15 protein-coding genes are annotated in these 19,246 nt (G+C 33.5%); 6 read left to right on the top strand and 9 right to left on the bottom strand.

Going from position 1 to position 19,246, the window contains the following annotated elements:
• Positions 1-152: 152 nt before the first annotated feature.
• Both CD036_RS09880 and CD036_RS09875 read right to left on the bottom strand, forming a co-directional pair.
• The gene (locus CD036_RS09880; RefSeq protein ID WP_103388542.1) at positions 153-1,328 is read right to left on the bottom strand and encodes a M20 family metallopeptidase; all 1,176 of its coding nucleotides are present in this window, start codon (positions 1,326-1,328) and stop codon (positions 153-155) included.
• A gap of 283 nt (positions 1,329-1,611) precedes the next feature.
• On the bottom strand, positions 1,612-4,107 hold the full coding sequence (locus tag CD036_RS09875) for an MMPL family transporter (protein WP_103388541.1): 2,496 nt from the start codon (positions 4,105-4,107) through the stop codon (positions 1,612-1,614).
• 149 nt (positions 4,108-4,256) lie between these two features.
• Between CD036_RS09875 and CD036_RS09870 the strand changes: the two genes are divergently transcribed.
• Positions 4,257-4,811: a TetR/AcrR family transcriptional regulator gene (locus CD036_RS09870; RefSeq protein WP_103388540.1), complete on the top strand. Its 555-nt coding sequence runs from the start codon at positions 4,257-4,259 to the stop codon at positions 4,809-4,811.
• 73 nt (positions 4,812-4,884) lie between these two features.
• On the opposite strand, the gene pruA is transcribed toward CD036_RS09870, so the two are convergent.
• Positions 4,885-6,429: an L-glutamate gamma-semialdehyde dehydrogenase gene (pruA, locus tag CD036_RS09865; RefSeq protein WP_002508792.1), complete on the bottom strand. Its 1,545-nt coding sequence runs from the start codon at positions 6,427-6,429 to the stop codon at positions 4,885-4,887.
• A gap of 339 nt (positions 6,430-6,768) precedes the next feature.
• Between pruA and CD036_RS09860 the strand changes: the two genes are divergently transcribed.
• Positions 6,769-7,839 carry an acyltransferase family protein gene (locus tag CD036_RS09860; protein ID WP_103388539.1) on the top strand — a complete coding sequence of 357 codons (1,071 nt, stop codon included), beginning with the start codon at positions 6,769-6,771 and terminating at the stop codon, positions 7,837-7,839.
• Positions 7,840-7,900: 61 nt separating this feature from the next.
• Here the strand turns inward: CD036_RS09860 and CD036_RS09855 are convergent, their stop codons facing one another.
• Entirely contained in the window at positions 7,901-8,356 is a 456-nt protein-coding gene (locus CD036_RS09855; RefSeq protein WP_103388538.1) for a DUF4064 domain-containing protein, read from the bottom strand.
• 183 nt (positions 8,357-8,539) lie between these two features.
• Here CD036_RS09855 and CD036_RS09850 point away from each other — a divergent pair, with 183 nt between their 5' ends.
• The gene (locus tag CD036_RS09850; protein WP_103388537.1) at positions 8,540-9,325 is read left to right on the top strand and encodes a putative hydro-lyase; all 786 of its coding nucleotides are present in this window, start codon (positions 8,540-8,542) and stop codon (positions 9,323-9,325) included.
• A gap of 80 nt (positions 9,326-9,405) precedes the next feature.
• On the opposite strand, the gene CD036_RS09845 is transcribed toward CD036_RS09850, so the two are convergent.
• The 3 genes from CD036_RS09845 to CD036_RS09835 all read right to left on the bottom strand — a co-directional run bounded on the left by CD036_RS09845 (position 9,406) and on the right by CD036_RS09835 (position 12,516).
• Complete coding sequence (locus CD036_RS09845; RefSeq protein WP_021459599.1) at positions 9,406-10,422, bottom strand: PTS sugar transporter subunit IIC; 1,017 nt, start codon at positions 10,420-10,422, stop codon at positions 9,406-9,408.
• Positions 10,423-10,725: 303 nt separating this feature from the next.
• Positions 10,726-11,286 carry a sugar O-acetyltransferase gene (locus CD036_RS09840; protein WP_002508798.1) on the bottom strand — a complete coding sequence of 187 codons (561 nt, stop codon included), beginning with the start codon at positions 11,284-11,286 and terminating at the stop codon, positions 10,726-10,728.
• A 33-nt stretch (positions 11,287-11,319) separates the two neighbouring features.
• The gene (locus CD036_RS09835) at positions 11,320-12,516 is read right to left on the bottom strand and encodes a DUF819 family protein (RefSeq protein WP_103388536.1); all 1,197 of its coding nucleotides are present in this window, start codon (positions 12,514-12,516) and stop codon (positions 11,320-11,322) included.
• Between the two features lie 185 nt (positions 12,517-12,701).
• On the opposite strand from CD036_RS09835, the gene CD036_RS09830 reads away from it, so the two are divergent.
• The gene (locus CD036_RS09830) at positions 12,702-14,123 is read left to right on the top strand and encodes an SLC13 family permease (protein WP_103388535.1); all 1,422 of its coding nucleotides are present in this window, start codon (positions 12,702-12,704) and stop codon (positions 14,121-14,123) included.
• A gap of 118 nt (positions 14,124-14,241) precedes the next feature.
• On the top strand, positions 14,242-14,448 hold the full coding sequence (cwrA, locus tag CD036_RS09825) for a cell wall inhibition responsive protein CwrA (protein WP_002508801.1): 207 nt from the start codon (positions 14,242-14,244) through the stop codon (positions 14,446-14,448).
• A 496-nt stretch (positions 14,449-14,944) separates the two neighbouring features.
• On the opposite strand, the gene CD036_RS09820 is transcribed toward cwrA, so the two are convergent.
• Positions 14,945-16,834, bottom strand: coding sequence for an FtsX-like permease family protein (locus tag CD036_RS09820; RefSeq protein WP_002508802.1), 1,890 nt, complete (start codon positions 16,832-16,834; stop codon positions 14,945-14,947).
• Entirely contained in the window at positions 16,824-17,585 is a 762-nt protein-coding gene (locus tag CD036_RS09815; RefSeq protein ID WP_103388534.1) for an ABC transporter ATP-binding protein, read from the bottom strand. The genes CD036_RS09820 and CD036_RS09815 overlap by 11 nt, the downstream gene beginning before the upstream one ends.
• Positions 17,586-17,767: 182 nt before the next feature.
• Here CD036_RS09815 and CD036_RS09810 point away from each other — a divergent pair, with 182 nt between their 5' ends.
• Positions 17,768-19,219, top strand: a complete 1,452-nt coding sequence (locus CD036_RS09810; protein WP_103388533.1) for a SulP family inorganic anion transporter — start codon at positions 17,768-17,770, stop codon at positions 19,217-19,219.
• The last annotated feature ends 27 nt before the right edge of the window (positions 19,220-19,246 follow it).

The following is a 19,246-nucleotide window of genomic DNA, read 5'->3' as shown; positions in this document are numbered from 1 at the left end:
TTGAAAAATGATTTCGTCGTCCCACCCCGGCAAGGATGACTAGCGTTGAAAAAAAGCTTGATTTGAAGCGCATTTTCAATGCAGTCAGCTACTGCCAATGTAAAAAGAGACTAGGACGAATCAATATTCGTCCTAGTCTCTTTTAGTTATATTTATTTTAAATAATCTAATACTACTGTGCCCACTGCTTCAGCTGCAACTAATAATGACTTTTCATTAATGTTAAATTTCGGATGATGATGCGGATAAATTTTACCATCATCTGGTGCCGCACCTGCATAAATAAACGTACTAGGAAGCTCTTTAGCATAATATGCAAAATCTTCAGAAGGCGGTTGTGGTTCGCATGCTTCAACGGCTTCTATATCGGGTAATTCCGCGTTTTGTAACGTTGTCACTACATAGTCTGTAAAATCTGGATCATTATATAGTGCTGGATAATCGTCTGTATATTCTAGTTCACAAGTTACACCAAATGTTTCTTCAAGACCATGAACTAAACGCTTAACTTCTTTTTGAATCGTATGTTTCGTATCATCTGTTAACGCACGCACATCACCTTCTAATTCTACACTTTCTTTAATGACATTAAATTGACCTTTACCGTCAAAGGAACCAATCGTAACAACGCCTGTTTCAAAAGGATTTAATCTACGTGAAACAACAGTTTGTACCGAATTGACAAAATATGCCCCTGCCACGATACTATCATTTGCTGTATGAGGTGACGATCCATGGCCACCGCTACCCGTAATTTTTAATTTGAAGATATCTCTCCCTGTTTGTACATTGCCACTACCATATAGTACTTTTCCAGCTGGCATATGGCTCATCACATGAACTCCGAGTACATGATCAACGCCATCTAATACACCATCTTTAATCATCGCTTGCGCTCCACCTGGAGGTACTTCTTCAGCAGGTTGATGAATGTCAATTACTTTACCTGTAAATTGATCTTTTAATTCAATTAACGTATCAGCTAAAATAAGCATGTATGCAGTATGTGCATCATGACCACAAGCATGCATAACGCCTTCATTTTTCGAACTAAATGATAGCCCTGTGTCCTCTTGAATTGGCAAAGCATCAAAATCAGCTCTTATAGCTAATGTTTTACCTGGCTTACCACTATCAATTGTCACTTTTAAGCCTTTGGGTCCTACATTGGTTTCTACCGTACAATCTTTACCTTCATAAAATTCTTCAATATACTTTGGTGTAGCTTCTTCTTTAAAAGATAATTCTGGATGTTGGTGTAAATATCGACGAATTTCAATCATCTTGTCTTCTTTTTCTCTCAATTTTTGTACTAATTGATTTACCATATTATGTTACCCCTCTCAATGAATTTAATTACTTTATACACTATTAACTATAAATTATAGCATGATAGATTGCAGAGATTTACTTTATATCCTCTAGTATTATATTTCCTAATAACGATTAGCTCACACGCTGACCTTTAACTATTAGTCTTTAATAAACGATTTAAGGCTGGAACATAATTGTTCCAGCCTTAAATTCACGCCTTATTTCATTAAAGCAGTATGTGATTACAATTAACCGTGACGTAACTGAAAGAAAGTAACCACAATTGCTGCTATTTTATTATTTTCTATTTTGTTGTTCAATCACTTGCTCGATGATTTCATTAAGTTGTTTAATATTATCACTTTGTTGTTGTAATAATTGCAACAACGCTTCATCAGAAGTGTTGTTTGGATCTGGTTGCTTAACATTTGCAGTAGTTGTTTGTTGTGATTGATATTGTTTTAGCGCTTCATATAAGAAATGTGAGTTCTGTGTTTGTTGAGCTATATTATTATAAATTTCTTTTGTTGCATTATCAACGTGCAGTGTATTGTTAGCATTAGCCGAAACGGATTGTTGATGTCCAGCTATATGGAAACTTCTATTATAAGTTTCAGTACTATTTGACTTTGATGCTGATTGTTTATGCTCTTGTAATGCATGTCCTTCAATATCAACATTAGGTAATATACGGTTCAACCAACTTGGCATATACCAAGAAGCTTTACCAAATAATTGCGTCAATGCTGGAACCAATAATAAACGGACAACAAATGCATCAAATAATACACCAAATCCTAGTGCAATTCCCATAGATTTAATCATGACATCATCTTGGAAAACGAAAGCAATGAATACACTGAACATGATTAGCGCAGCGGCTACTACAACAGGTCCACTTTCTTTAATACCGACCTTAATAGAATGTTCATTATTGCGTGTTTTACTATATTCTTCATGAATACGAGACATTAAGAATACTTCATAGTCCATTGCAAGTCCAAATAGTAATCCTATCGCTATAACTGGTAAGAATGCTAGTAATGGTCCTGTAGTATCTATACCAAATATATTAGACAAGAAGCCTTCTTGCATAATTAATGTCGTAAAACCAAGTGTTGCTGTTAAGGATAACACAAATCCTAATACTGCTTTTAATGGAATAATAATCGAACGGAACACAACCATTAATAGAATGAAGGCAAGTGCTACAATTACTCCAGCAAATAATGGAATAGCTTCATTTAGTTTTTGAGACATGTCAATATTGATTACACTTTGACCTGATACTTCAGTTTTAAAGTCATATTTATCTTGTGCATCATCTTTATAATCTCTTAAATCATGTACTAAATCATTTGTAGATTGAGCATTTGGCCCTTTTTCTGGAATTACTGCAACTAGTGCATAATCTTTACTATCACTTAGTTGTGGTGGTGTTGTCATATCAACATTATCCATATCATTAATATCTTTGGACATGTCTTGTAAATCTTTTTGTAATTCTTGTGGATTATCTTTTTTATCTTTGACATTGACGAGCATTGCAATTTGACCATTAAATCCTTCGCCAAATTTATCTGAAATAATATCATAGGCTTTTTTCTGCGTAGTATCTGCTGGTTTCATACCATCATCAGGTATACCTAGACGCATATCTTTAACTGGTACTGATGCTAATACTAAAATAATAAGACCTATTAAAACTGCTGCTAACGGCTTACCAACAACAAATTTTGACCATGGTGTCTCAACATCGTTGGCAAATTCAGATTTAGCTTGTTTAGGCTGAATTTGTTTATGGAAAATACTAATTATAGCTGGTAATAATGTTAATGCACTGATAACAGCTACCAATACACTAATTGCTGAAGCATAACCCATAACTGCTAAGAAATCGATGCCTACAAGTGCTAAACCACACACAGCAATAATTACTGTAATACCGGCAAAGACAACTGCACTTCCTGCTGTACCTACAGCTAAACCTATAGCTTTAATATGATCGGTTTCTGTTTTCATAATTTGTCGGTATCTAAAGAGTATAAATAACGCATAATCTATACCAACTGCTAAACCTATCATAACTGCTAAAGTTAAAGTCACGTTAGGTATGTCAAAGGCATAAGTTAATAACGAGATAATACCAACGCCAGAACCTAAACCGATAAGTGCACTAATAATAGGCATACCAGCAGCTATAAATGAACCAAATGTAATAAGTAATACTACAAATGCCACAATAATACCTATAAGTTCGGAACTACCACCTATTTCAGTAGATTCCATACCTGAACCCATTAATTCTACTTGAACATTATGTTTATCTTCTAAGTCGTTTACTTTATCTTGTACGTTATCTTTATTGTCATCTGTAATAGAAGTCGCACTAATATCATAATTGATATCAGCAAATAATGTCGTTTTATCTTTACTTATTTGTTTACTTTCATATGGATCAGCTACATTTTTAATGTCCTTGTCACCGTCTTTAATATCATCTAACGTACTTTGGACATCTTTCATGACATCTTGTTTAACAATACCATCATCTGTATCTGATTTAATGACCGCACGAATTTGTGCTTTTTCACTATCTTGATCGAATTCTTCTTCAATCTTATCGTTAGTATCTAATGATTGAAGTCCATTCATTGTAATATCATTATCAAATTTAGGTGCATTAAATGTTAAAGGTATGATAATTGCTACTAACACAACCAACCATCCTATAAGCGCCCACCATTTATTTTTGGCCATAAATGAACCTATTTTATATAAAAATTTTGCCAAGCTATTGCCTCCTTATTTAATCAACGTTATAGTCTAAATATATAGTGTAGATTATTTACAGTACTATACTACTAGTAATCCCCCCCAATTTTAAAGAAATAATAATTATTATATGTATATTTAAACTACAAAAACAGGAGGATTGTAGAATGAATCATTCTGATTTACGTGTTATAAAAACGAAACGCGCATTATCACAAAGCCTTTTTACACTTTTAGATAAAAAGGAATTTTCTGGAATTACTGTTAATCAAATATGCGAAGACGCGTTAGTCCATCGTACCACATTTTATAAACACTTCTATGATAAATACGATTTATTAATTTATTTAGTCACTGACTTAACGAATGGCTTTTTCTCAGCTGACATTAGCGATCGTATTAATAAACCTTTTTCGACTATGTTTGAATCATTCACCAACGTAAAATTTTTAGAGCGCATTTCACGTAAACAAGAAAATGATCGAGAGCTTGAAGAAACTTTAGTAAATCATTTCATTACGGTTTTGCAGAATGATATTAAAAAAAATGAACACCGTATAACTGTTGATGATAAAATACCGAGCGAACTCATTTTTTACATTTACGGTTCTACATTGCATGGTATTATGTCTTGGAAAAATGATTACAATATGGATTTGTCACCACATGAATTAGACAAAATTTATCATACACTTATTAATATCAAAGTTCAGGATGATTAAGTTGGCATTTCTAACATAAAAAGCCCCGTTACATGCAAAGTGCAACGGGACTTTTTTAAATTAAAACATTAAATTAAAACATTTCTGAAACAACTTTTTGTTCTAAGAAATTTAACATGTAATCTGGACTACCAGTTTTGGCATCTGTACCAGACATTTTAAATCCACCAAATGGATGATATCCTACTACTGCAGCTGTACAACCACGATTTAGATATAAGTTACCTACATCATAGTCACGTACTGCTTTTTGCCAATTTTCACGATTATTTGTAATAACCGCACCTGTTAAACCGTAGTCTGTATCATTAGCAATTGTTAATAGCTCATCGAAGTTTGAACCTTTAACGAATCCAACAACTGGGCCAAAAATCTCTTCTTGCATTATTTGGTCTTGTGATTTTAGTCCTGAGATAATTGTTGGTTCTACAAAGTAACCTGTACTGTCATCAGTACCGCCACCTTGTTCTAAATTGCCTTCTTTACTTCCAATTTCTATATAGTTTTTAATTTTATCAAATTGTTTTTGGTTAATTACAGGACCCATATACGTATTGTTTTCTGTATTACCCACAGTTAAATCTTTAGTGAGTTTAACTGCTTTTTCCAACACTTCATCATATACATCCTTATGGACTATAGCTCTTGAACATGCAGAACATTTTTGACCTGAAAAGCCAAAAGCTGAAGAAACAATTGCTTCGGCAGCTAAATCTGTATCAATCTCATTATCTACAATAATCGCATCTTTACCGCCCATTTCAGCGATAACGCGTTTTAAGAAATTTTGTCCTTCTTGTACTTTTGCAGCACGTTCAAAAATACGAGTACCAGTCGCTCTTGAACCAGTAAACGTCACGAAGTGTGTATGTTTACTATCTACAAGGTAATCACCAATTTCTTTCGGATCACCAGGTACAAAGTTAACTACACCTTTTGGTAAACCAGCTTCTTCTAAAATTTCAATTAATTTATAAGCTGTTAATGGCGTATCTTCAGCAGGTTTAAGTAACACAGTGTTACCAGCAACTACTGGTGCTAATGTCGTACCTGCCATTATAGCAAACGGGAAGTTCCATGGTGGAATTGTCACACCTGTACCAATTGGTTTATAGAAATATTTATTGTGCTCGCCTTCCCTATCTAATACGGGTTTACCATCAGCGAGTTCCATCATTGATCTTGCATAATATTCAATGAAGTCGATACCTTCTGCTGCATCACCAACTGCTTCGTCCCAAGGTTTGCCAGCTTCATAAACCATAACTGCTGAAATTTCTTCTTTACGTCTACGAATAATTGCAGAAACACGTAGTAAAAACTCAGCACGATCTCTGTGAGACCATTTTCTCCAAGATTCATACGCTTCATTTGCAGTATCAAAAGCTTTATCTACTTCTTTTTGTGTTGCTTTTGACACTTCTGCAATAATTTCAGTTGTTTTTGCTGGATTAACTGATTGATACGTATCATCTGTGTAAATCTTTTCCCCATTAATTACTAATGGAATTTTTTGGTTTAATTCACCTTTCACTTTCTTTAATGTTTCCTTGAAAGACTCAACATTTTGTTGATTTGTAAAATCAATACCTGGTTCATTGTGATAATTAACTACCATTTTTCTACCTCCATATCGTTTGTAAATAGAAAACTAAAATGGAAAAATCCATTTATTAGTTATATTCTAGCGATTCAAGAGTAGAATTGCAATCGCTTCCAACAATTTATTTTAAAATTAATATTAAGCTTACAATTTAATTCAATCGAGGGTTGCAAGTTTATTCTGTTTGATAAATTAATATGCTATTTGCTTCAGCGTAATCGAAAATTAATAATTTTTTACATTATATTTATATTGTGATTAAATTTAATGTGTTAAGCTGTTTATTCGATTAATTGAAATCACGTCATTAATTTAAAATACATAAAATACGAAGTGAAAGGTTTTGTTGTTCACATGAAAACTTATACCTCGGTTATTTTTTGGATGCGTGCCCTAGCTTGTTTGAGCATTGTTTTAATACATGCTATAACAACCACGTTTATTCAAAGCGATAATATAGGAAAAGGTACCTTAATCCGAGTCATACAATTATTATTAATGTTTAGCACACCCTTATTTGTGTTTATTTCTGAATTTTTACTAGCAAAAAATTATCATACTTCAATTAAAAAGGGCTTTTTCAAAGATAAGTTATTATTTCTTGGCATTCCTTATGTTTGTATAAATATAGGAATCTCTTATTTTTATTTTAAGCCAAAAACTTTTACTGAATTTTTAGGTTTTCTAGAATCAACAATGTTTCACGGAGCAGCAGTTACTTATTTCATTGTTATCATTCTGCAATTCTATATTTTGCATTTTCTATTTTCAAAGTATCTAGTCAATCGTAATCCTATCTTAATGGTTCTTTTTTCAGTACTATTTGCTACAGTTTATTGGGGCATTAGACAGTTTATTCCACAACCAGAATCGCCAATATTAGCTTGGTTCTGGGATCGTGAAGGTTGGATGTTATTCTTAGGTTGGTTGAGTTACTTTATTTTAGGTTTTTATACTGGTATATATTATGAAAAACTGATGGCTAATATTAAAAAATATACTTGGCTCATTTTGTTAGGTACTTTGCTAAGTACAGCATTTTTAATTTTCAATTATGTCTCAGGTGTTAGCACATGGGTAGAGTCAAAACGTTTTGATATCCCAATTTATGTAACGATGATTATTTTGTTATTCTTTTTATTCTCAGCGTATTTTAAATACGTTCCAAAATTCATTATTTTTATAAGTAATTATTCATTCTGTATTTACTTACTACATTACTTCTTTGTTAATCAATTAGGGTTATTAAGAGAAGATAGTGCCATTCGTAATATCGTTTTCACCTTTATTATTACGGTAACAGTATCTATTTGTTTAGCCTATTTAATCAATCAATTTAAATGGGGTAAATATATTATAGGTGGAATTGGTCACATTAAATACGAAAAAGTATATGAAAGTTACAAACACGGTAAAGTTGATTAACATAATAAAGCGCCGACATTCCTTAGTAGTAAGGATATGTCGGCGCTCTCTTTATGTATATTTAAGCTTTGCGTTTTTGTTGCTTGCGTTTTTTTCGTTGCTTCGTAGTACTTCGACGTGACAGTAACATGATGCCTGCAATAAACCATAATAATGATGAAACAACATTAACTGTTAAGACGTTAATAAGTGCAATTAAAATCAACAGAATGCCTGTAAATTTCGCTAGTTTGCCCATCATTGTGACACTTATCATCGCTATAATACAACATACTACACAAATAGCTAATATAATTAATGCGCCTTGCTTCATATAATCAAATAACGTACTAGGTGATAATTGACCAGTAAATTGTGCAATGTTTTGATTGTTATTCGCAGTTGCTATTAGTGGTAGCACTTTCTGTTTAATACTTGCATCATTGAGAAATGGTAATGCTAGCGCAGACGCCGCAATAACTACAAATTGCAATAAGATTCCTACCCAAGTTAATATTTTTTCTGTTGTTCGTTTCATGATTGTCCCTCCCTCAAACCAATTTCTTACACATAATTATACATTTTTTATGTTGCACAAGGCAAAAGAACTTTAGACTGATTTTATTATTTGAGTTATTTTCAAGTAACTTTAGTATTTGTTCAAAACTAATAATTAAATATTTCTGCTAGAATAAGATTATAATTACAAGGGGGATTCATTATGAATATACAAAACGCATCACCAGAACAATTACGTCATTACATTCGACATGGTATGCTCGATGGACATACTAGTGGTTTAGCTAAAGGTTATGTACAAGCCAACGTGGTCATTTTACCTTCAGCTTATGCTTATGATTTTTTAAAGTTTTGTTTTAGAAATCCTAAGTCTTGCCCGTTGCTTGATGTCTCAGAAGTTGGTTCTACTTCATTTCCATACTTTGCTAACTCTGCTGATATTCGTACTGATGTAGCTGAATATCGTGTTTATAAAGATGGTGAGCTCGTTGAAACACCTACAGACATCACACACTTATATAATGATGACTTAGTGAGTTTTTTAATTGGTTGTAGTTTTACGTTCGAACACGCTTTACTTGAAGCTCAAATTCCAATCCGACACATTGAAGAACAACATAATGTACCAATGTATATCACAAATATTCCAACCGAAGCGAGTGGGATATTTAGCGGTCCAACAACTGTAAGTATGCGTCCAATGACAGTGGCACAGGCCCTTAAAGCAACAGAAATTACTACTCGTTTTAAAGATGTACACGGTACACCGCTTCACTTCGGAGATCCTGAAACAATTGGCATTAAAAATATTAATAAACCTGATTTTGGTGAAGCTGTCACGATAAATACGAATGAAATACCTGTATTTTGGGGCTGTGGCGTCACACCACAATCTGTAGCACTTAACGTTAAACCACCACTTATGATTACACATTCACCGGGTCATATGTTTATTACAGATATTCGTGATAGTGAAATGTCACAATAGCAAGCAAAATTTTAACTACTAATCTCATTAATAAAGCGTTTGGCACATTTCGTTGTCCCAAACGCTTTATTATTTTTGAACTATCTATTTTCTAATTCATGTTTAGTAATAATTGGATAATTTTTAAATACCAGAGATGCGCCATAGCCCACAATGAGACCAATCACACCTAAAATAGCTCCATAAATAAGTATTGTAGTAGGACTATTAAACCCAAACATCACTAAAAAACCAGCTAATGGTGTCGCAGTACCAGTCGCATCATTAATCATACCAGACGATGCAATAACTGCGCCGCCAAGCGCACCTCCAATAAAATTAGCAGTATAAATCGGCACTGGATTAGCAGAAACGACATCTGCTTGTGATAACGGCTCAATACATACTGCAATCTTAGACTTACGGTCACCTAAGTTTAATCTATGGAACATTGTACCATTGATAAATGATGAACCAAATGACACCATGGCAGCAATAGCCATAGGTAAGCCTGTCATTCCTAAGAGGGCAGTAAGAGCCATAGAACTCAATGGTGCTGTACCTACAACTGTAATGATGCCGCCTAATATTAGACCCATCACAATCGGATTTACATCCATAGAATTTTGAATAATGTCACCAATCTTCATAAGTGAGTTATTTACTAATGGTGTAACACCTGTTGCCAATAATCGTGCTAACGGTGCGATTAATAAAATACCTACAATTAAATCGACACCATCTGGCACTTTTTTTTCAGCATATTTCATTATATAACCTACAACATACCCTGCAACGAAACCAGGAATAAGATCCAAACCACCACATGATACAGCAATAGCTAAAGCATATACCGGTGACACACCGATAGCTAAAGCCACTAAGCCAGCTGCAGCTACTCCACCTAAGCCACCAGCAGCGTCACCTAATTCCCCCAAAAATTTAATACCTAATAAATCTCCACCTACATATTTATGGAAAGCCTCCACTAAAAATGTAGCGATAGCAGCATTTGCCAAAGCACTCATTGCTTTCATACCACTGGGCGCTTTATATGTAAATAGCGTGAATAATGCTAATACTATTACTAAAAATATAGTCCCTATCAGAATATCCATGTACTTCTTTCCTCTCTTTTTCTTAAATAACTAATTATTTTTACATTGTCACGAATAATCATTTTAACATATTTATTTAATATATTCCGAACAATTTTATTTATTTAGTAATAAGCTCCGCAGAACATTTTATAATATTTATTAAATTTATATCAAAATATGACACAACTTTAAAAATATACAGTGTTACGTCACAGCCAACAAAATACCAACATTAACTTTGGCATAGCAGTTGGCCATACTTAGTTAGTGTTGGTATTGTAATATTGCTCTATTTTAATTTAATATGAAATAAATCTAGCCTTATGTAGTAATAGCTTTTACTACCTTTGCTGGTGTACCCATAGCTAGTGACTGAGCTGGTATATCTTTGGTCACGACACTGCCTGCACTAATAACACTGCCTTCTCCAATAGTAACACCTGGCAGCACGACTACATTCGCACCTAACCATACATTCGGACCTATTGTAATTGGTAAAGCCTGTTCTAGACCTGCATTACGTCGTGTCGCTTCTAATGGATGATTCGCCGTATAAAGACCACATTTAGGTCCGATAAACGTGTTATCTCCAATATTAATAGTTGCACAATCCATAAAGTAACAATCGTGATTCACAAAAACATTTTGCCCTAATTTGATATTATAACCATAATCGACCATGAAAGGACTTAGCAGTTCTACTTGCTGTGGTTCATAGTTTAATAGTTGCGTTAAGATAGCTTGCCGTTGTTCTAATGCACTAGGCTTAACTTGGTTCAACATATGACATAAATCTTTCGCATCCAGTCTTTCTTGTGCTAATTCTTCATTAAAATTAGCATCATACCATTCCCCGGCTAGCATTTTTTCTTTTTCATTCATCAAAATTGCACTCCCTTAATTTGCAAGCTGTTGTTAGCTTAAAAATAATAATAATCGATAAATTAGTGTGCCCGCATAGTTACCTATTACGTACCCTAGTGTTCCAATTATTAGGATAGGGCCAACTAAATTAGTCCATCGTTTGCCTATTGCTAACGCTGCTGCTGTTGTTGGTCCACCTGCAGTAGCATTACTAGCTAATAAAATTTCTTCTATTTTAAAATTGCACCATTTACCTATAACTAAGCTCAAGCCAAGATTAAATATCAATATAATAATGACAAAGATAAATAGTAATGGTGCTGTGCTTATAATTGTAACAAATGAAGCTGGAATACCTATAACAACAAAGAATATATAAATAAAAAATGTTCCAATTTCTGAAGCACCGGCCAAACGCTCAAAAAAGTCTCCCCAAATTACGACGACTAACAGCGTAAACGTTGTTAACAATAAATAAGGATCACCAAAAAACGATACTACAATATTCCATATTAAATTATTGTTAGGTAACCATGCTTGTAGTACTTCAGATAATTTAAAACTACCTGCAACTAATAAAATCGCGCAAGTAATTGATAAAGCAATATCTAAAAGTTGAATTTTTTTAGGTTGCCAATAATTTTGTTGTTCCTGTTCATTGTCAGTAGTTGCATAATCTGTATGATAATGACGTTTAATGATAGGTAATGCTGGTATCGCAATTAACAATAAAAAGTACAATGCCATTACACTATTATCAGCTACTACTGTAGCAGAAATCATCTCTTCAGGTGTATTAAGTTTAGCACTAAGTGCTGCAAAATTAACCCTGCCACCAATATAGCTACCAGTCATCATTGCACCTATTTTCGCTAAATATGGAATCCATTGTTGTAACACAATAAATCCAACTACCGTTCCTATCATAGTACCTACTGAAGCAATTAAAAATATTACTAATAAACGTCTGCTTTCTTTCCATATTTTTATAATATTAGAATTAAATAACAATAATGGAATAGATAGTGGTACTATATAATCCCACACAGTATCATAAACCGGTGATGCTGTTGGTATAATTTTAAAATTGGATAAAGCCATAGCCCCTACTAGCGCAATAATTGCACCTGAAATAGTACTTGCCCATCGATAATGTTGTTCTAATACTAAACTTACGGTTGCCCATAAAATAATTATCGCCCATAGTAACCATGTGTCATCTTTGGCAATCACTGTCCCCACATACATGATATTCTCCCCCTTTTTTTCCATACTCAATCTATAATTTATTACTGCTTATTATTACTAAGATATAATGTTTTATCAATAATTTTCAGAATTTTTGCTTAATATTACCGTTACATTATTGTGTAACTAAATTTAAATTGATATTCTTAACAATATCTTTTTAACATTCAAAGGGGTGAATTGTTATGAAACAAAGAATTGGGTTATTTCTCGGCCCATTACTATTTTTAATCATTTTATTTATTCCGAGTATTACAGGTTTGGATCATGCGCCACGCGCTGTCCTAGCTGTAACAGTTTTCGTAGCTACGTGGTGGATTACAGAAGCAATTCCCATTCCAGCAACCTCATTAATGCCATTAATTCTATTACCGTTAACAGGTGGTACCGATGAACAAATTGCTGCCAATGCTTATGCAGATCCGATTGTATTTATGTATATGGGTGGATTCATAATTGCTTTAGCTATAGAGAAGTGGAACTTACACCGGCGTATTGCTATGACAATTATTTCTATGATGGGATCCAGCAGTAACCATGTAATTCTAGGCACGATGATTGCGACAGCATTTATTTCAATGTGGATTTCAAATGCTGCTACTGCACTTATGATGTTACCCATTGCTTTAGCGTTAATAGAAGAAATTAAAACAGCAAAATTTCTCTCACCAGAATCGGCACATAAATTTTCTAAAGCTTTACTATTAACTGTGGCTTACTCTGCTTCAATAGGTGGGCTTGCTACTTTAATCGGTTCAGTGCCGAATGCAGTATTTGCTGCCGTTGCCGCTTCAAGCTTAGATCGTTCAGTATCATTCGCACAGTGGATGCTCTTTGCATTACCTATTACTATAATTTTATTAATTGTCCTTTACTTATTACTGACTAAATGGCTGTTCAAAATCGATGATGCTGATCAAGTTTCTTCTGATTTTGCTAAAAAAGAGCTACATAACTTAGGTCCAATGTCTTACGAAGAAAAATTAACAGGTTTAGTCTTTTTAATCGTAAGTGTACTGTGGATTTCAAGCAGTGCCTTACCTGCATCACTACATTTATCTGATACAGTAATTGCAATGATTGGGGCAGTTTTACTGTTTTTAATTCCTGCACGTGCTGATAAAGGTGGATTACTCGTATGGAAAGATATGTCTAAATTATCATGGGGTATTTTACTATTATTTGGCGGTGGCTTATCGTTAGCTGCTGCATTTGAAGATTCAGGACTTACCAAATGGTTTGGAGGTATGTTAGGTATTGTAGAACCATTACCGCTTATCCTTATCGTTATTGTGTTAACTACAGGTATTTTATTCTTAACAGAAGTCATGTCTAATACAGCTGTATCTAATATGCTTATGCCTATTAGTATAGGATTAGCAGCAGCCATTAATCAGGATCCATTTTTCATTATGGGAGTTGTCGCTTTATCTTCTACTTGTGCATTCATGTTACCTATATCAACACCACCGAATGCAGCAGTCTTTAGTTCCGATGAATTAGACATGAAAGATATGATTAAAGCCGGTTTCATTTTAAATATATTTACGATTATTATCATTTCGTTCTTTGTTTATTTCTGGTTACCAATTGCTTTTGGTTTGTAATGACATATGTTACAGTATCATGCTAAGGTATGATTTCACTTTTATACTAAGGACGCATGTAATTAACATAAATCAAATGTACAATAGCATTATAAACTACTAAAAGGAGTCGCTAATTATGAAAACATTAATTAAAGGTGCCATTGCTGTCTTACTCATATTGGGTGTAGTAAAAACTTTCCAAGATTATAATGTGCCCGCGGAAGCTTCAAATTACTATAACCAAGTTAAAAACGGCGAAGTGTTACAGAATGTCGAGAACATTAATTTTGATTCACTCAAAAACCTCAATTTCGAAGACTTCAAACCTGCAGATTTCTTTTAACTAGTTTATATGTAATCTCTATCCAGTACTTGAAGTAATGGTAGCCATGTTCAATTACTTCAATCATTTGCAAATACTAAATAACTATAAATACACAAGCCTTAGGTGATTGTTCGCCCAAGGCTTATTTTTATATATTATAATATCGATAGTGCTTAGGTCTTACTCTTATAAGAAGTAGACTAACCGAAGGCTATAGTCTAAAGCAGTGTCCGTGAAAAGCATGCACAAAAAAACCTGCCAACAAAGTCGGGAACTTTGTCTGTAACCTCTTGTTTTATAATCAGTAAATAAGCCTTAGATATTAATAATCCTTAGCACTTATCTATAATATTGGCAGTGGTTTTAGCCGACTTCTGCGGGAATAGCGCTAGCCGAAGACTACAGGCTGAGGCAGTGCCCGCGGAAAGCGCGCATAAAAAACTGCCAACAAAGTCGGAAACTTTGTCGACAGTCTATAAGATGCCACTTCTTATTTTACTTACAAGTGCTAAATTCAAATAGCGTGCTTCACTGTTCTACTAGAATGTATAAATGACATTATGCCAAATATACAATATACAATGGAATAAGCTATCATCACAATGTATATTGGCAGCATTTGTTGTGTTCCCATAATTTGATTAAATGCTGTAGCTGCAAAGAATGCATGACCTAATGAAACGATAAGTGGTAAACCAAAATTAACCATTACTTTTAGACTTAACCCTCGTAACATATCTCGATGCGTATAGCCCATTTTACATAAAATACGATAATTTTCGATTTCATCCTCGGTTTCATCCATCTGTTTGATATAAATTATACAGCCAGATGCTACTAAAAAAGCCAGTCCTAAAAATGATGTCACAAACAATAATATACCGATAGATTGATGTACGCGATCTTGAATCGCATCACGTGTCTCAATTTTAGGTTCAATACTTTGCGATAAGTCTGTCGCTTGAGTCATATCGTCATGATTTTTTATCGTAAAACCATATTGTTTATTCGTCTCCTCGGCAGAAGATTTTAATGATTGATACAAGTTATCGCTAAGCAAAAAGACTGGTTGATTAAACGAGACCGTTGATTGAAAAGCGTTTATAGTTTTTTCTGTATTAAATTTAATCGCAACATCTCTGTCACCTTTGAAAACAATGTCCTGCCCCAGTTTAAAGTCATAATTACCTTGTGCCGATTTAGGCATGATGACTTGCCCTTTATGACCATGTGCCTCAATACCTTTAAAATACTTGTCACTTGTTATGACAACATTAGAAGTTTTAACATTTTGCGAACCAATGTTGAACACGTCTTGTTTTTTTATCGGCACATAAGCAACTTCTTTATACGCAATATTATAATCGATATTATGTTGATTCAATTGTTTTTCTAATTTCTTAGCAGATTGTTGGTCATTATAAACAATATCTTGCGGTGATTGCATATCAACCATATCGTCACCTTGCGCTTTATTTATCGCGCTAAAACATAATACAGTCACTGTGACAGCTGAAATAGTAGCTATAATTGTTAGAGATAAAGCATTCTTTTTCATACGATGCATTATCGAAGCTGTAAACACCACATCTGTGATAGATACATGCCCACGCTTAAAGCGTTTCAGTGATTTAAAAATAACCGATACGGAACTTCTGAAAAATAAATACGCCCCGCCTATAGTCAAAATTAAAATACCTGGTATAAGTATACCTACTTGAGTAATAAATTTAGAGAACATTTCTGTCGACAAATAATAACCTGTAGCTATCATAATAATACCGAACGCACCAGCTATTACTTCTAAGACAGTAATTTTTTTGTGTGTCGTATCAGCTTTCGCTTTATCATCCATCAGCGATAAAATACTACGTTTTTTAATAAATATATAACTTTGAACTAAAATTAAAACAAATGCAATGAACAGCATAATCGCAGTTTGGATAACTGCCATGTATTGAAATCCTATCGATACGCCTATACTTATCCCTAACATTTTTAAAACGATCATCAATAAAATTTTAGAACCAAAAACACCTATAAAGATTCCAACAAGTCCTGTCGAGATAAACATGACACTTTGTTCTAAAAATAAAATACGTAACAAATGATATTTTGTTAGTCCGATTAATTGGTACATAGCAAACTCTTTTGTGCGACGTTTAATAAATAAGTAATTTGCATACATTAAAAATATAATAATTATGACGAATAAAAAATTAGCCCCAATTTCTGCACCTTTTTTAATTATCGTACTAGAATCTTCATTATTAATACTCTCTGTATACTTTAATGTCACAAAACTAAAAAACAAGACGATACTTGTTATTAAAGAAAATATATACATACCGTAGTAACGTATATTGTTCTTAAAGTTCTTTAAAATGATTTGATTAAATGTCATTCACGACACCACCTAAGGTTGCTTGCATATAAATAATATTTCGATAAAATTCTTTGTTATTATCGTCCCCTTGGTATAACTCGGAATGAATATTTCCGTCTTTTAGCATAATGACACGATTCGAATAACTTGCTGCAACTGGATCATGTGTCACCATTACAATGGTCGCATTAAATTGTTTATTCATTTCTTCTAATCTAAACAACAAATCTTGTGCACTTTTAGAATCCAGTGCTCCAGTAGGTTCATCTGCGAAAATGATAGCAGGTTTATGAACAAATGCACGCGCTGCTGCTGTACGCTGTTGTTGGCCTCCAGAAATTTCACTCGGATATTTATCGCGAATGTCATAAATACCCAATGCTTCAGTAATTTCATTAAAACTCTGAGTCATCTCTTCTTTAGACAATTTTTTTATAGACAGTGGTAACATTATGTTTTCTTTAACCGTTAACGTATTTAACACACTATAATCTTGGAAAATAAAGCCCACTTCACTTTTACGAAATGCTGCTAATTCTTTATTTTTCATTTTGCTAAGCTCATGTCCATTTATTTCGACAGTCCCACTTGTAATATAGTCTATAGAGCTTAAGACATTTAACAATGTTGTTTTACCTGAACCAGATGGGCCCATAATCGACACAAATTCACCTTTTTCAATGGCAAAATCTAATCCTTTTAGCACTTGTTGTTGGTGAAATCGATTACCGTAATTTTTAGTAAGTCCTTTGACATTTAATAATACCAACTTAAACACTCCTTTTTTGTTATTATCGATAAATCTATTGTATAGAAATTAAATTTTTTTCTCGCTGCATTCACCTAACAAATTACCTATCTCAAATGACAAAATTGTCACATCTGCACTAATGTTGCTATTTTCTCTATGATATAATAGTTAAATTGAAATCAAATCAAGGAGTAAAAAGCATGTTATCTAAATTAAAAAGAGAATGGCTAACTGACCCCGTTACTAATGTTTTAGCTGGTATCGTTGTCGCTTTAGCCCTTATACCTGAAGCGTTATCCTTTTCTATAATCGCCGGCGTTGATCCGATGGTGGGCTTATATTCCTCATTCATTATTGCAGTAGTCATTTCTATTGTTGGTGGACGACCAGCAATGATTTCAGCAGCTACAGGTGCTGTTGCTTTAGTAGTTGTTCCGTTAGTAAGAGATTATGGTGTAAACTACTTATTTGCCGCTACTATTTTAATGGGAATTTTACAGATTTTATTTGGAATTTTAAAAATCGGACGTTTAATGAAATTTATTCCAAACTCTGTCATGATTGGCTTTGTTAATGCTTTAGCAATATTAATTTTCCTTACACAACTCAAACATATTTTTGGCATTTCTATTGCTACTTATGTCTTTACCATTATTACCTTACTTATTATATATTTGTTACCTCAAGTATTCACACGTATTCCTGCACCATTAATCGCAATTATTTTATTAACCATAACAGCAATGTTAACTGGTGCAGATGTTAAGACTGTTGGTGATTTAGGTGATATCAAACGTACATTACCACATTTTTTAATACCAGATGTACCATTTACGTTTGAAACGTTGAAAATCATTTTTCCTTATTCATTGTCCATGGCTATAGTGGGCTTAGTTGAAAGTTTATTAACTGCACGTATCGTAGACAATGCTACTGATAGTTTTAGTAATAAAAACCGAGAATCTAGTGGCCAAGGTGTTGCTAATTTAATTACCGGCTTTTTTGGTGCCATGGGCGGTTGTGCTATGATTGGTCAATCTGTTATTAATGTACGTTCTGGTGCTACGACACGTTTATCTACTTTTACAGCTGGTGTATTTTTAATGATTTTAATACTAGTCTTTGGTGAGTGGGTCATTCAAATTCCTATGCCGATTCTTGCGGGCATAATGGTTATGGTGTCAGTAGGTACCTTCAATTGGAAATCTTTCAATTTTATAAAAAACGCACCACGTACAGATGCAGTAGTGATGTTGTTAACTGTCGCTATTGTCTTAGCTACAGATAACCTAGCTTTAGGCGTCGTAGCTGGTGTTATTGTCAGCGCATTGTGCTTTGCCACAAAAATTTCTAATATTACAGTTAAACGCAGTGACTCAGCTGATACGATTTACTATTCAATTAGTGGTCAAATCTTTTTTGTCTCTATTGATGCTTTAATGAATCAACTCGATTTTGATGTAACAAATAAAACAATTTATTTAGATTTTAAGAATGCACATTTATGGGATGACTCTGCTGTCAATGCCATAGATACACTTATTGAACAGTTTAACAAAAAGCATAACACTGTATACCTTCAACACTTGAATAAAGATAGTCATAAAATTATATCAGCATTAAGCGACATCAATAAAAAACATTTAATTTAAGATTTCCACTATGACTTTACTCGTAAC

This window comes from Staphylococcus arlettae, assembly GCF_002902345.1.
GTDB classification, from domain to species: Bacteria; Bacillota; Bacilli; order Staphylococcales; family Staphylococcaceae; genus Staphylococcus; species Staphylococcus arlettae.
Note: the sequence above shows the minus strand (reverse complement) of the source record. Positions and strands in the feature narration are given on the sequence as shown.

What these genes read in the sequence shown, in the direction of transcription:
- CD036_RS09880 (WP_103388542.1), bottom strand. Translation starts at nt 1,328, where the DNA reads ATGGTAAATCAATTAGTACAAAAATTGAGAGAAAAAGAAGACAAGATG.
- CD036_RS09870 (WP_103388540.1), top strand. Translation starts at nt 4,257, where the DNA reads ATGAATCATTCTGATTTACGTGTTATAAAAACGAAACGCGCATTATCA.
- pruA (WP_002508792.1), bottom strand. Translation starts at nt 6,429, where the DNA reads ATGGTAGTTAATTATCACAATGAACCAGGTATTGATTTTACAAATCAA.
- CD036_RS09860 (WP_103388539.1), top strand. Translation starts at nt 6,769, where the DNA reads ATGAAAACTTATACCTCGGTTATTTTTTGGATGCGTGCCCTAGCTTGT.
- CD036_RS09855 (WP_103388538.1), bottom strand. Translation starts at nt 8,356, where the DNA reads ATGAAACGAACAACAGAAAAAATATTAACTTGGGTAGGAATCTTATTG.
- CD036_RS09850 (WP_103388537.1), top strand. Translation starts at nt 8,540, where the DNA reads ATGAATATACAAAACGCATCACCAGAACAATTACGTCATTACATTCGA.
- CD036_RS09845 (WP_021459599.1), bottom strand. Translation starts at nt 10,422, where the DNA reads ATGGATATTCTGATAGGGACTATATTTTTAGTAATAGTATTAGCATTA.
- CD036_RS09840 (WP_002508798.1), bottom strand. Translation starts at nt 11,286, where the DNA reads ATGAATGAAAAAGAAAAAATGCTAGCCGGGGAATGGTATGATGCTAAT.
- CD036_RS09835 (WP_103388536.1), bottom strand. Translation starts at nt 12,516, where the DNA reads ATGTATGTGGGGACAGTGATTGCCAAAGATGACACATGGTTACTATGG.
- CD036_RS09830 (WP_103388535.1), top strand. Translation starts at nt 12,702, where the DNA reads ATGAAACAAAGAATTGGGTTATTTCTCGGCCCATTACTATTTTTAATC.
- cwrA (WP_002508801.1), top strand. Translation starts at nt 14,242, where the DNA reads ATGAAAACATTAATTAAAGGTGCCATTGCTGTCTTACTCATATTGGGT.
- CD036_RS09820 (WP_002508802.1), bottom strand. Translation starts at nt 16,834, where the DNA reads ATGACATTTAATCAAATCATTTTAAAGAACTTTAAGAACAATATACGT.
- CD036_RS09810 (WP_103388533.1), top strand. Translation starts at nt 17,768, where the DNA reads ATGTTATCTAAATTAAAAAGAGAATGGCTAACTGACCCCGTTACTAAT.